Source organism: Nonomuraea sp. bgisy101 (genome assembly GCF_057708945.1).
The window spans coordinates 173,009-183,988 of the sequence record NZ_JBYITD010000023.1 but is presented as its reverse complement, the minus strand read 5'-3'; the positions used below and the strand labels follow the sequence as shown (position 1 = coordinate 183,988).

Below are 10,980 nucleotides of genomic sequence, written 5' to 3'. Positions count from 1 at the left end.
CTGCATCCGGCGCCCACGTCGACCATGGGGCGGAAGCACTCGACCACAGCGGCACGCACGGCGAAGACACCTACCGCGTCCTACCTGCTGTCTTCGTCCCGGCCATCCTCGAAGACGAAGAGCGGTTTTGCGCCATGTGCGGGTGCTTCGGCGAACGAGATGGCTTCAATGAAGCGCTCGAGCGGGAACGGCTCGCCTTGGGGGATGCTCAGCACTTCATCGGCGACGAGGCTGCGAACCTCGAACAGCGCGCGCAGCGTATCCGCAGGTGAGGTAGTGCCGAACCAGCGGTTCAGCCAGAAGCCACGGACTGCTTTGGTCTCGTAGATGACCGAGCGTGCCAGCAGCGGGATCGTCAGTGCTGCCGAATCAGTCTGCCGATGGGTGGAGAGCGCGCCGTAGACCACGACCTCTCCTCCCGGAGTCAATGCCTGGGATACCTGGGCGCCCACGTGGCCCGCGACACAGTCGATGGCCTTGCGCACGCCGGCCGATCCTGCAATCTCGGTCACCCGCTGCAACAGGTCCTCGTCCTCAGTGCAAATGACCTCGTCACCACCAAGCGCCTTGATCTCCTCGACGGCATCGCGCCGCCGTACGACATTGATCGTGCGAATACCCAGATGTCTGGCCAGCTGAATGACGAGCCGGCCGACGGTGGAGCCCGCGGCCGTCTGCAACAACCATTCACCCGGCTGTACGTCGAGTTCGCGAGACACGAGGAGCAGCGCGGTCAACGGGTTGACGGCGAGTTGACAGGCGCTGGAGTCACTCAGATGGTCGGGGACCGGCAGGAGCCTTCGTGTGTCGGCACCAAGGTATTCCTGCCATGTGCCGGCCATATGCGGCCCGGGCACCGCCGGGACGGCAACGGCCACCACGCGCTCGCCGATCTTCAGTCCCTCGGTATCCGGGCCCAGGGCCTCAATACGGCCCACACATTCCATGTGACCCCCGACAGTGGGAAACTCGGGGAGAAACCGTAGCGGCCGCGCAGCACGTGCAGATCACTGGCGTGAATCGGAGTCGCCTTCACGCGGATCAACGCCTGACCGGCCTCTGGCATGGGAATAGGCCGGGATTCAATCCGCAGGACATCGGCCGGCTCGCCAACCTTTCCGGCTACGAGCGCGCGCATGGATTGTGGCATGGGAATGAGGTCTCTTCTTTAGTCGCGCTCGGTCGTTCCAGCAGGGAATCACCTCCTGCGAGCGGCCCCAACGAGTCCGATGAAATAACCGTAACACGTTTACCTGTGTTTCTTCTTGACTTTGCGACGATTGTCGTACGTTTGTGCGAAGTAACTGCTTGCAGCTTGTCGCGCCAAGCTGCAAGCGCGCGCGTCGGGAGGCCGCGAAGCAGGTCTGACATGCGAGCCGACAAACGATCGTTGCCGTGCCGGCGCAGTTGTGAGGGCTTCCTTCGATGGAGTGATCAGCTCAGTTCCGCCGACTTACGTACTCGAGGCAACACAGTCCACAGCGAGGTGATCCACTCATCGGGGCAACCGGTCGCGAGCAGATCGCCAACCGGCGACGTCGGGGCGGTCCCGGAGGCCGCCCGCCCGCCTTCGACGCCCTCGCCTGCAAGCAGCGCAACCTCCTCGAACGCTGCACCGGCAAGCTCAAGCAATGGCGCGGCATCGCCACCTGCTTCGACAAGCTCACCAGCCGTTCCCTCGCGGGTGTCGCCATCGCCGCTTCGATGCTGTGGCTCCGTCACGCCGACATGTCAGGCACTCCCTGGCTCACCCGAAGAAACGCGAGCTCAGCTTTTGTGCATGAGTTCTGGAGCGGTACAAGTCAGTGCGCTGCTTGCCGTCCGCCGCCAGCAGGCCATGCTCCTGCAACGCCGCCAACACCAGGTCGAGTGGCCATTCCTCCAGCTCATGCGCGATCATCCGGGAGCGGAACTCACTCAGCACGCTGGCGTCGAGCCCGGGTCGTCCAGGCTCAAACCGAGCGCGTACTTCCAGGTCAGATCGGTGGCGACCGCCTCGGCGAGGTTGTCCACCTGCTGCACCACCGTGATCAACGCCGGCCGCCCCGGCGACCAGCCCGGCTTGCCCTCCTTGCCGAAGACGCCTGCGAACGCCTCGTCGGCGAACACTTCGCCCAACTCATCACGCATCCGCACCGGTAACGGTACGTGACGCTTACGTCGGTAGGTGGCCCGGATCGCCGCCGCGACCTCGGGTGCCGGCTCTGGTCACGGTGCGGGTCGCATCGACATCGCCGCCTCCATTCGCCCCGGCAGTCATGACGAAGACGATGACGACGGCTGCCACAGCCTTCATGATCAGCGTAGGCGCCATCAGATCATGAACTGGAGCCATCAATCCGAGTTGACCAGCAGGGTCGTACGGGCTTCACGCTTGTCGATCGCCGGCGAAGGCCATGGTTGGTTACGCAGCGCCATCAAGCTAATACGGACAATAGATAACCGGCAGGTCAGCGCAGCAGGGATCTCGCGGTGGGAGCCAGTCGCAACCGCTGCGGGGTTCTGGCCAGCGCCGCCGACAAGGTGGGCAGCACCTTCTCGCGCCACCGATCCGAGTGCTCGAGACGATCCAGATGCTCGATGAGGTGCCGTTCGTCGGCGAACCGGGCGAACCACACAAGGACGTTCTCTCCGGTCCGCACCGGCAGCGCTGGGAAGGTGTTCGCCGCGTGTTCGGACTGCAGGCAGGCCAGCGGCGTGGCTCCCGCCTCTGCCAGGGCAGGGCATATCTCCCGGTCGAAGAACTCCACGAACGTCTCGTCGAACGGGCCGGCGCCGTAGTAGATCGTCGCGAGCACGACCGAGGGGGGCGGGGTCGTCTCGCCGGCCGGCGGCCGGGCGGCGGCGGGGGACGGGAAACCGGTCCGCGCCGTGGCGGGCCTCAGCAGCAGTACGTCGTCCGAGTCGATCATCGTGGCGTTGGCCTGCTCGCGGTGTGCCTTCCAGATCGGCCCGCCGTAGAAGCGGCCGAGCGCCTCGGCGCGGTGCGGCATGTCGTCGAATCCCCGCAGCCAGACGAACCGGTCCGGGTCGTCCAGGTCACGGAACTGTCCCAGGAGCGTCATGCCGACCGCCTCCTGCGACTCGACGAACTCCCGGTCGAACAGACTGATCAGCACGTCGCGCTGACCAGGGTGCAGCGTGTACTGCCTCAGCTCGACGACCGGGCATCGTACGTAGGACACGAGGATCTCTTTCTGTTATTAGAACAACTTTTGTTACAGCAAAGGGCGCCGAAAGCCGCCGGGCCCAGGGGTTCTAGCTCACCAGCAGGGTCTGGCGTAGCACGTCGGCTATCGACGTGCGCCCCAACTCCGCACGCAGCGCCAGCTCGGCCCTCCCGTACACATCGCCCAGTGCGGGCCGGATCCCCTTGCCGACCGGGCATTCGAGGTTGGGCTCGGTGTGGTGCATGCCGAACAACGGCTCCCGCTCGACGGCGTCGTACACGTTGAGCAGCATGATCTCCTCCGGCGCGCGGGCCAGGCTCCATCCCGCCCCCGCGCCGTGACGCACGGTCACCAGGCCCGCCCGCCGCAGGTCACCGAGACTGCGCCGGATTATCACCGGATTCGTGTTGACGCTGGCGGCGACCTGGTCAGAGGTCAGCAGCTCCATCCCGCGCCGGTGCGCGAGAGCCAACCACGTCAGAATGTGCACGGCGATCGTGAGCCGGCTGTTCGCTGCCATCATCCCTCCTGCTGTAACAGCCTCTATTACAGTCGGGGGGATGTCAACCGGGCACCCATCCCGGGGCGTTTCTCCCGCCCGCCAGCCGATTCCTCTCAGGTCGCGGGGCCACCTGCGCGCGCCACGGCCAGGTCTCAAGAAAGGCCACGGAAGTCAGATCTTCGGCAGCAGACCAGTCCGCCGTCCGGCTTCGGCCGTCCGGCCTGACGTTGCAGCACCGCCACCTCATGACGCGATACCATGATCTCCGCGTCCTTCGACGCTGACTGCGGCTCTGAGGGGAGCATCGCCATCGCCTCCCGCAACGTGGCAGAGCTGCGCGACGGCAAGATATTCCTGACCCAGCCCGGGGTCACCGAGCATTGACGCGCTCCCCGGCCGCTCATTGCCCCTGGACCGTGATCCGGTAGGCCAGCCGGAGGCCGGCCGACGCGTGGGCCGCGCCGCTGACCAGGAGCCAGCGCGCCGGGCCGCCACGAGGATCGGGCGTGTAGGCGGCGGAGATCCGCTCCACGCCGATCGGGAAGTGCCCGGACGACTGCGTGCCGGGCACGAACCACATCACCTGGGCCTCTGCCCAGATCAGCGGCGCCGGCACACCCTCGGCCAGCGGCGGCACGTCGGGCGGATAGAAGCCGAACTCCGTGGCCGGTTCGTTCGATCGCCACACCTGGATGCGGGCGTTGTGACCCACCCGGACGACACCGGAGTGGACCGTCGTGGTCGGCGTCAGGGCGAGCGCGGGGTTCGCGGTCAGCTCGAGGATGTCGTAGGCCATCTCGAGAACGTAAGCCACTGCCACGGCTCGGCGATAGAGACTTCCGCTGCAGCAGATCGGCGGCGGCGCGCGTTCGCCTGGCATGAACGGTGAGACCCTCCCGCGCCTGTCCGTGCCGCACGCCCGACGCCGAGGCGGTGTTCGCCGGCCTGTACCGCGAGCACTGGCTCGCCCCGGTACGCCTGGCGCTGCTGCTCGTCGGTGACCGGGGGAGTGCCGAGGACGTCGTGCAGGACGTTTCGCCAGGTTGCACGGCAGGTCCACGGAAGCGCTCACCTTGCCCTACACCCGTACCTGCGTGCTCAACGCCGCGCGCTCCGTGCTCCGCCGGCGCGCCCGATCCGGTTCTGGCGCGTCCACGCACGAGGCGTCCGTGACGCGAAAGCGGGCTTTGGCCCACTCGTGAGCGGGATGGTCGGCGGTCACCGCTTCGCCGCTGATGACCAAGAGGAGCTGGACCAGGCCGGGCGCCCGGGAGTTGTATTCGACGATGTCCGCCAGCGCGCGCAGGGGCGATGCCGCCGGTGCCGTCGAAGGCGAAGCGGCGCATGTCCACGTCGTCGCGGTAGTCCAGGACGGCGAGCAGCAGTGGTGGTGGATTAGCCCGGCTTGGGAGATCTCGACCCGTTCATGCGGGCGATCGATGGGCCGCGGTTCTCCGCGAACTCGAGGAGGGGGGTGGCAAGGATCCCCTCCCGCCGCGTCTCACTTCGGCACCCTACCGAGTCGCATAATGACAACAAACCTACTGAGAATTCGGTCAACGAGCCGACGGCCCCCGCCCGTCTGCCGGGCGGGGGGCGTCTCTCAGGCCAGGTCAGCACCACCAGCGTGTGGAGCTGGTGTCGAGTACCTTCCACGTGCCCGCGCCGTAGTCCCATGACACGTAGGCGGCAGTGAGCCCCTCGGTGGTGTTGGAGACGCCGGTGTACCAGTTCGTCCCCTTCGTGGCCCACTGCCACTGCCCGGGCAGGTAGTTCTTGCCGGCGTCGTCCCCATCGGCGGGAACATGGTCATACAGAGCCACGAAGTCGTAGTAGCCGACCGAGTCGGGCTGCTTCCAGTTCAGGTAGTAGTTCCTCCAGAGCCGGGCGCAGGACATCCACGCCTCGGCGGCCTGCGTGACGGAAGCCTGTTCGTCGTGCTTCTCGGCCTCCTCCGGCGTGAGCGGGGGCGGGGTGGGCACCTGCGCAGGATGGCCGGGCGGCGGGGCCGGGGAACCGACCGCGGCGCCGGCCGGAGCGGCGAGCAGTGTCAGGGCGGCCGCGACGGCCGCGATGGATGCGATGGGAGCAAGTTTCTTCCGCATGCCGCAAAGGTGCTCCACCTAGATCATCAACTCATAATCACCCCATAAACCACCCGCTCAGAGCCCTTGAACCGGCCCGTTCGGGGGTCAACCGACGGTACCGCTGTAGGGCGCATCCTCAGTGGACGCCGCAGCGTTCGACGCCGCGGTTGGTCGTGGTCACACGCCGCCAGGCCCTCGGCAGACTTCAACGCTCAGCTGATCAACTGGCTGGAACGGGCCGACCAGCGGCGTCACCGCAGGATCGAGTGCCGCCCGGTCGACCGGTTCTCGGCCGATCTGGCCGCGATGGTCGCGACCCCGGCAACCCCGCCACAGATCGGTTGGAAGACCTTGGTCCGGCTACCGCGCGACCACTACGTCCGTCTGACGCCGACGACCACTCCGTCCATCCGGCCGTGATCGGCCGGATAGTCGAGGTCACCGCTGGTCTCGACCAGGTGACGGCGACCTGCGGCGGCAAGAACGTCGCCCGCCACGACCGGTGCTGGGCCGCCCACCAGACCCTCACCGACGACGCCCACGCCCAGGCCGATCGCGCCTTCCGGCGCCAGCGGCTGGTCGGTGTCCCCGCCGTGATGACCGAGGTCGAACAACGCAAACTCACTGACCACGACCGCATGTTCGGCCTGAGCGACGAGGAGGTGGCCGTCTGATGGCCGCCAAGACCAGCAGGAACGTCGCCTCCGAGATCGCCTACCTGACTCGCGCGCTGAAGGCCCCGTCCCTGGCGGCCTCGGTCGAGCGGGCCCGGCTGAGGAATGGACGCACGAGGAGTTTCTGGCTGCCTGTCTGCAGCGCGAGGTCGCAGCCCGCGAAGCCCACGGCGGTGAAGGCCGCGTCAAGCCGCAAGTCGCTCAAGAAGAACCCGTCCGCCTTGGCCGCATCCCGCTGCTGATCTCGACGAGGCGGGTTACATCCCGTTCGAGTCCGAGGCCGCGAACCTGTTCTTCCAGCTCGTTTCATTCAGACACGAACGAGCATCCTTGATCGCGACCTCGAACAAGCCCTTCGGCAAAGCGAACCTGTGCAAGGTGGTGCCGAAAGGTCGGGTTCAGTGACGCGGGCGCCACTTCGTCGAGGATCGCGCACGGGCGTAAGGCCACTGGGACCCTGCGCCCGCGCGGGGTCCGCTCCTGGTCGGTCAGGGTCGTACGTAGCGCCGGAACGTGGTTCCTGAGGCGAGGGAACGGTGCTCGACCAGGCGCAGCCGCAGTTCCTCTCTCACGGGCAGGTACGGCTTGCCGCCCCGACGATCACGGGGAACGCGTACACCCAGAACTCGTCGATCAGGTCCAGCAGGGAGGCGGCCACCTCGGGGCCGCCGAGTTGGAGGGTGCCGTCGATCTCCTGCTTGAGGCGCGTCACCACGGACACGGCGTCCTTGCGACGAACGATCGTGAGCCCTTCGGGGACGGTCTGGAGGGTGTCGGAGAAGACGTACCGCGGGGTCTCCTTGTAGAGCTGGGCGAACTCCCGCTCGATGGCCGGGGCGCCTTCCTTGCCGAGGTCCTGCGTCCAGGGCTCTTCCATCGCCTCCTACAGCCGCCGCCCGAACAGGAACGCCGCGGTCCGGCGAACATGGTCGTTCGCCGCCTGCTGAAAGTCCTCGGCCTGGTCCAGAAAGTCCATGCCACCGTCGGGATCCTCGATGTAGCCGTCGATCGAGGTGTTCATCCAGTAGATGACCTTGCCCATAAACTCCTCCTTGGTCGTAGAGGTCGTCCGGAGTGGAGACCCGATGGAGCGCCGGAACTCATCGCAGGCAGGGCGGCCAAACGGCGCTTTTCTGGATGGATTGGGGCCGTTGGGGTACCGGACGGCCAGGCCGCTCAGTACGGATTCCAGGCCGAGGTGAAGCGGACTTTGAGGACGTCGGTGTCGTGGCCGGTGAAGCCCGCGGAGCGAGGACGGTGATTGACACGGCACTGATCAACGTCACCGGTGCCGGGGTCAACACGCGGCCCGCAAGCGGAGATCGCATCATGATCCTATTTCGTTCTGGTCGAGTAGGCGGCCCTCATGGACATGGTCGGCGAGATAGGTCATGACGCCCTCGGGGTCCATCCCGAAGGGCGCCGCGACAAGTTTGAGGTCCATGGTGTTGACCAGGTCGACCAGGCGGGTGGAGCGGAGCATCCGCGGTGAGATCCGGGCCGGGTCCAGGACGTGGCTGACATAGGCGACAGAGGCGCGTCCCTACCGGCGAGTAGATTGCTCGGACCTGTACTCCTACGGCGACATGGCGGGGAGGTTCACCGCAGCGCGCACCCCATGGACGCTCACTGTTGGTGATCGTGTTCTCTGATCGCGGCTTCCACGAGGGCGCGGGCGGCCCAGGTCATGGCGTCCTGCTCGGCCTGGGGGTCGAGTCCGCGGACGTCACGCAGGGCTATCTGCGCCTCCCAGCCGACGACCATGGTCAACGCGGAGATGAGGCGCTGGTAGGACCGGTCGCTCAGGGTGTCGCGCAGTGGTTCGCAGGCTTTGTCCAGCCATTCGATCCGGCGTTGGTTGCGACGTGGGCCGGTCGGCTCCGGCGCGCCGTTCAGGGGCGGGTCGACGGTCAAGCGGATCATGCGGCGCCCCAGGGGTAGCGATTGTGGCGAGTACTTCAGCAGTGTCTGGATGAGGGCGTCGACTCGGCCTGCCGCGTCGTCGGCGAGCGCGGGATCGGACAGCGCCGCCTCGACCGGTGGCTCGTTGAGCGCGCCGGCCGTCGCGTCGATGAGCAGTTGGTCCAGGGCCGGGAAGTACATGTAGATCGTGCGGCGCGACACGTCGGCGGCGGCCGCGATCTCGTCGATGGATGGCGTCGCTCCGCCGGCGCTGAGGCGTACCGCCGCATCGACGATCGCCTTGCGGGTGCGGCGACGCTGCGCCTCCCGGCCGCCGCCGCGTGCTGGTTTGTCAGTCGTCATCGGGTGCTGCCCCTCCTTGGGTCTGTTGGTCAGGACTGCCTTGACTGCGCTTCCACCGCGAGTATATCGATGTGCATTGGTTGCACATGAGTGCAATGACTGCATATGGTGGCGGTCATGAGCCGCTGCGGCGACCCAGCTCGCGGCTCGGCTCAAGGGCTGAACGCAGGTGCGGGTGGTTCTTGAGCGGCACCGCAATCGAAGCCAAGAGCACGTGAACCAGGAGCTGACCATGAGAGTGCTGGTAGCAGGAGCGACCGGAGTGATGGGCCGGCAGTTGGTGCCGCGCCTGGTCGCCGCGGGGCACCAGGTCGTCGCCATGACGCGCAACGAATCGAACAAGACCAGACTGTCCGAGCTGGGCGCGGTGCCGATCGTCGCCGATGCGCTCGATCGCGGCCAGGTCGAGACGGCCGTGCGCGAGGCGAAGCCGGATGTGATCGTTCATCAGCTGACCGCCATCGGGCACGTAGACACCCGCCATTTCGATCGCAGTTTCGCCGCCACCGACCGGCTGCGGATCGAGGGCACCGACAATCTCCTCGCGGCAGGGCGCGCGGCAGGTGTGCAGCGGTTCGTGGCGGCGAGCAATGGTGCGTTCACCTATGCCCGAACGGGTGGGCCGGTGAAGAACGAAGAGGACCAACTGGACCCGTCGTCGGTCAGCCGGATGGCCCCGATGATCGCCGCGATCGGGCATCTGGAGAGAGCTGTGTTGGGCGCCGACTGGACCGAGGGGATCGTGCTTCGCTACGGCGCGTTCTACGGACCGGGCACCTCGATGGAGCCGGGCTCCGAGCAACTCGAGATGATCCGTAAGCGAAAGTTTCCGGTCGTCGGCGAGGGCAGCGGAGTGTGGTCGTTCATCCACATCGCCGACGCGGCTGAGGCGACGGCCGCGGCGGTCGAGAACGGCGCCCGCGGTGTCTACAACATCGTCGACGATGACCCCGCCCCGGTCGCCGAGTGGCTGCCGGAGCTGGCTCGGATGCTGGGCGCCAAGAAGCCGATGCGCGTGCCGCGGTTCGTCGGGCGGCTGGCCGCCGGGGAGGCCGGCGTCGTGCTGATGACCGAGCTTCGCGGCGCGTCGAACGCGAAGGCCAAGCGCGAGTTGGGCTGGCGCCCGGCGCACCCGTCCTGGCGGCAGGGCCTCCAGGTGTCGTGACTCCACGCCGATCGACCTTCTGGCCTATGTCCTGCGCGACCTGCCCGTCGAACTGCTGGTCCGCATCCGCTGCGACCGGGTGCTGCGCCTGCCCGCCCACCACGACGCTATGACCCTGGGGTCGGCAGGCCGTACAGGCATGGCGCCGAGTTCGCGGCGGCAAGAGGCCGCGCGGAGGTAGGAGGTCAGCGCACCGTGACGGCTGAGACCTCCCCCATGGGCTCAGATCATCCGCCGCAGGGCGGTCTCCACGGCGTCGATGAGCGCATCGCCTTCGGTTCCCGGGTGGCGGGCAAGGCCCAGTTCGACGTCCGGCAGAGCAGGCAACGCGGCCGCGTCGTGGCAGGCCATGGCCGGCTCGAGGTTGGCGGGTATGAGCGCCGCGACCCCGAGCCCGGCCCGAAGCGCAGCGAGCACTCCGGCGAGACTGTTGCTTTCGAACGCCACCCGCCAGCGGCGCCCGGTGCCTTCCAGCGTTTGCAGTACCGACGTCCGCCACGCGCACGTGTTCGAAAACAGCACCACCGGCAGCGGATCGGCGTCGGCGGCGACACCCTGCCCGACCGCCCAGACCAGGGGTAGACGCACCGTCCAGCGCGGCGGCCACGGAAGATCCGGGACCTCGTCGAGCACGAGCTGGACACGGCCCGTGTCGTAGGCCTCCCGCATTGTCGCCTTGGAAAGACTGAGCACCTCCAGCGTCGCGTCGGGATGCAGCCGCGCGAGGTCGGCGAGTGCCTGAGGAAGGCGGGAAACGGTGAGATCTTCGAGGAGTCCCACGCCGCAACGCCCGGTGAGCGCACGTCCCGTTTCGGCGAGTGCCTGGGCCGACAGCGCGAGAATGCGCTCGGCGTACGGCAGCAGCTCCTCGCCCGCGCGGGTCGGGGAGACACCGGACGGCGCCCGATGCAGCAGCGGACTGCCGACGGCCCTCTCGAGCTTGCGCAACTGCTGGCTGAGCGCAGGCTGGGTATGGCCGAGCGCCGCCGCCGCACGGCTGATGCTGCCCGCTCGCACGGCGGTGACGAACGACCGCAGCAGGGCGGTCTCGAGATCACGTGCCATAAGCGTTCATTATGCCTGGTCCAACGAAATGACGACTTCCTATGGCATGACG

The 10,980-nt window shown here is 67.3% G+C and carries 17 protein-coding genes and 2 pseudogenes; 5 read left to right on the top strand and 14 right to left on the bottom strand.

What is annotated here, in order from left to right; all coding sequences use genetic code 11:
* Nucleotides 1-80 precede the first annotated feature (80 nt).
* The 7 genes and pseudogenes from AC3EO4_RS36525 to AC3EO4_RS36495 form a co-directional block, all read right to left on the bottom strand.
* Nucleotides 81-776, bottom strand: a complete 696-nt coding sequence (locus AC3EO4_RS36525) for a zinc-dependent alcohol dehydrogenase family protein (RefSeq protein WP_431900013.1) — start codon at nucleotides 774-776, stop codon at nucleotides 81-83.
* Nucleotides 777-791: 15 nt separating this feature from the next.
* Nucleotides 792-962, bottom strand: a pseudogene (locus tag AC3EO4_RS36520) (alcohol dehydrogenase catalytic domain-containing protein); the annotation flags it as partial.
* A 472-nt stretch (nucleotides 963-1,434) separates the two neighbouring features.
* Nucleotides 1,435-1,722, bottom strand: coding sequence for a hypothetical protein (locus AC3EO4_RS36515; RefSeq protein ID WP_431900005.1), 288 nt, complete (start codon nucleotides 1,720-1,722; stop codon nucleotides 1,435-1,437).
* A gap of 25 nt (nucleotides 1,723-1,747) precedes the next feature.
* Nucleotides 1,748-1,924 carry a hypothetical protein gene (locus tag AC3EO4_RS36510; protein WP_431900004.1) on the bottom strand — a complete coding sequence of 59 codons (177 nt, stop codon included), beginning with the start codon at nucleotides 1,922-1,924 and terminating at the stop codon, nucleotides 1,748-1,750.
* The gene (locus AC3EO4_RS36505; protein WP_431900002.1) at nucleotides 1,918-2,136 is read right to left on the bottom strand and encodes a transposase; all 219 of its coding nucleotides are present in this window, start codon (nucleotides 2,134-2,136) and stop codon (nucleotides 1,918-1,920) included. The genes AC3EO4_RS36510 and AC3EO4_RS36505 overlap by 7 nt, the downstream gene beginning before the upstream one ends.
* A gap of 314 nt (nucleotides 2,137-2,450) precedes the next feature.
* A complete protein-coding gene (locus AC3EO4_RS36500) occupies nucleotides 2,451-3,185 on the bottom strand; it encodes an NIPSNAP family protein (protein WP_431900001.1) in 735 nt (244 codons plus the stop codon).
* A 73-nt stretch (nucleotides 3,186-3,258) separates the two neighbouring features.
* Nucleotides 3,259-3,690 carry an Rrf2 family transcriptional regulator gene (locus AC3EO4_RS36495; RefSeq protein ID WP_379575490.1) on the bottom strand — a complete coding sequence of 144 codons (432 nt, stop codon included), beginning with the start codon at nucleotides 3,688-3,690 and terminating at the stop codon, nucleotides 3,259-3,261.
* A 240-nt stretch (nucleotides 3,691-3,930) separates the two neighbouring features.
* Between AC3EO4_RS36495 and AC3EO4_RS36490 the strand changes: the two genes are divergently transcribed.
* Nucleotides 3,931-4,056 (top strand): hypothetical protein, encoded by a 126-nt coding sequence (locus AC3EO4_RS36490; RefSeq protein ID WP_431900000.1) that lies wholly within the window; start codon nucleotides 3,931-3,933, stop codon nucleotides 4,054-4,056.
* A gap of 16 nt (nucleotides 4,057-4,072) precedes the next feature.
* On the opposite strand, the gene AC3EO4_RS36485 is transcribed toward AC3EO4_RS36490, so the two are convergent.
* Complete coding sequence (locus AC3EO4_RS36485) at nucleotides 4,073-4,492, bottom strand: hypothetical protein (RefSeq protein WP_431899999.1); 420 nt, start codon at nucleotides 4,490-4,492, stop codon at nucleotides 4,073-4,075.
* Nucleotides 4,493-5,285: 793 nt separating this feature from the next.
* A complete protein-coding gene (locus AC3EO4_RS36480; protein ID WP_431899997.1) occupies nucleotides 5,286-5,777 on the bottom strand; it encodes a hypothetical protein in 492 nt (163 codons plus the stop codon).
* On the opposite strand from AC3EO4_RS36480, the gene AC3EO4_RS36475 reads away from it, so the two are divergent.
* The 3 genes and pseudogenes from AC3EO4_RS36475 to AC3EO4_RS36465 all read left to right on the top strand — a co-directional run.
* Nucleotides 5,750-6,433, top strand: a complete 684-nt coding sequence (locus tag AC3EO4_RS36475) for a Mu transposase domain-containing protein (RefSeq protein WP_431899996.1) — start codon at nucleotides 5,750-5,752, stop codon at nucleotides 6,431-6,433. The two genes, AC3EO4_RS36480 and AC3EO4_RS36475, sit on opposite strands and share 28 nt — an antisense overlap.
* A complete protein-coding gene (locus AC3EO4_RS36470) occupies nucleotides 6,433-6,675 on the top strand; it encodes a P-loop NTPase family protein (RefSeq protein WP_379575486.1) in 243 nt (80 codons plus the stop codon). Before AC3EO4_RS36475 ends, AC3EO4_RS36470 begins: the two co-directional genes overlap by 1 nt.
* Nucleotides 6,676-6,688: 13 nt before the next feature.
* Nucleotides 6,689-6,838 (top strand): annotated as a pseudogene (locus tag AC3EO4_RS36465) (ATP-binding protein); the annotation flags it as partial.
* A gap of 163 nt (nucleotides 6,839-7,001) precedes the next feature.
* Here AC3EO4_RS36465 and AC3EO4_RS36460 read toward each other — a convergent pair.
* From AC3EO4_RS36460 to AC3EO4_RS36445, 4 genes are all read right to left on the bottom strand, one after another.
* On the bottom strand, nucleotides 7,002-7,310 hold the full coding sequence (locus AC3EO4_RS36460) for a dihydrofolate reductase family protein (RefSeq protein WP_431899994.1): 309 nt from the start codon (nucleotides 7,308-7,310) through the stop codon (nucleotides 7,002-7,004).
* 6 nt (nucleotides 7,311-7,316) lie between these two features.
* Nucleotides 7,317-7,475, bottom strand: a complete 159-nt coding sequence (locus AC3EO4_RS36455; RefSeq protein WP_431899993.1) for a dihydrofolate reductase family protein — start codon at nucleotides 7,473-7,475, stop codon at nucleotides 7,317-7,319.
* Nucleotides 7,476-7,760: 285 nt separating this feature from the next.
* Nucleotides 7,761-7,916: a hypothetical protein gene (locus AC3EO4_RS36450; protein ID WP_379575484.1), complete on the bottom strand. Its 156-nt coding sequence runs from the start codon at nucleotides 7,914-7,916 to the stop codon at nucleotides 7,761-7,763.
* Between the two features lie 143 nt (nucleotides 7,917-8,059).
* On the bottom strand, nucleotides 8,060-8,698 hold the full coding sequence (locus AC3EO4_RS36445; RefSeq protein ID WP_488186371.1) for a TetR/AcrR family transcriptional regulator: 639 nt from the start codon (nucleotides 8,696-8,698) through the stop codon (nucleotides 8,060-8,062).
* 232 nt (nucleotides 8,699-8,930) lie between these two features.
* Between AC3EO4_RS36445 and AC3EO4_RS36440 the strand changes: the two genes are divergently transcribed.
* Complete coding sequence (locus AC3EO4_RS36440; protein ID WP_431899990.1) at nucleotides 8,931-9,863, top strand: NAD-dependent epimerase/dehydratase family protein; 933 nt, start codon at nucleotides 8,931-8,933, stop codon at nucleotides 9,861-9,863.
* 222 nt (nucleotides 9,864-10,085) lie between these two features.
* Here the strand turns inward: AC3EO4_RS36440 and AC3EO4_RS36435 are convergent, their stop codons facing one another.
* Nucleotides 10,086-10,928, bottom strand: a complete 843-nt coding sequence (locus AC3EO4_RS36435) for a LysR family transcriptional regulator (protein WP_379575481.1) — start codon at nucleotides 10,926-10,928, stop codon at nucleotides 10,086-10,088.
* Between the last annotated feature and the right edge of the window lie 52 nt (nucleotides 10,929-10,980).

What these genes read in the sequence shown, in the direction of transcription:
- AC3EO4_RS36495 (WP_379575490.1), bottom strand. Translation starts at nt 3,690, where the DNA reads ATGGCAGCGAACAGCCGGCTCACGATCGCCGTGCACATTCTGACGTGG.
- AC3EO4_RS36490 (WP_431900000.1), top strand. Translation starts at nt 3,931, where the DNA reads ATGATCTCCGCGTCCTTCGACGCTGACTGCGGCTCTGAGGGGAGCATC.
- AC3EO4_RS36475 (WP_431899996.1), top strand. Translation starts at nt 5,750, where the DNA reads ATGCGATGGGAGCAAGTTTCTTCCGCATGCCGCAAAGGTGCTCCACCT.
- AC3EO4_RS36480 (WP_431899997.1), bottom strand. Translation starts at nt 5,777, where the DNA reads ATGCGGAAGAAACTTGCTCCCATCGCATCCATCGCGGCCGTCGCGGCC.
- AC3EO4_RS36470 (WP_379575486.1), top strand. Translation starts at nt 6,433, where the DNA reads ATGGCCGCCAAGACCAGCAGGAACGTCGCCTCCGAGATCGCCTACCTG.
- AC3EO4_RS36460 (WP_431899994.1), bottom strand. Translation starts at nt 7,310, where the DNA reads ATGGAAGAGCCCTGGACGCAGGACCTCGGCAAGGAAGGCGCCCCGGCC.
- AC3EO4_RS36455 (WP_431899993.1), bottom strand. Translation starts at nt 7,475, where the DNA reads ATGGGCAAGGTCATCTACTGGATGAACACCTCGATCGACGGCTACATC.
- AC3EO4_RS36450 (WP_379575484.1), bottom strand. Translation starts at nt 7,916, where the DNA reads ATGCTCCGCTCCACCCGCCTGGTCGACCTGGTCAACACCATGGACCTC.
- AC3EO4_RS36445 (WP_488186371.1), bottom strand. Translation starts at nt 8,698, where the DNA reads ATGACGACTGACAAACCAGCACGCGGCGGCGGCCGGGAGGCGCAGCGT.
- AC3EO4_RS36440 (WP_431899990.1), top strand. Translation starts at nt 8,931, where the DNA reads ATGAGAGTGCTGGTAGCAGGAGCGACCGGAGTGATGGGCCGGCAGTTG.
- AC3EO4_RS36435 (WP_379575481.1), bottom strand. Translation starts at nt 10,928, where the DNA reads ATGGCACGTGATCTCGAGACCGCCCTGCTGCGGTCGTTCGTCACCGCC.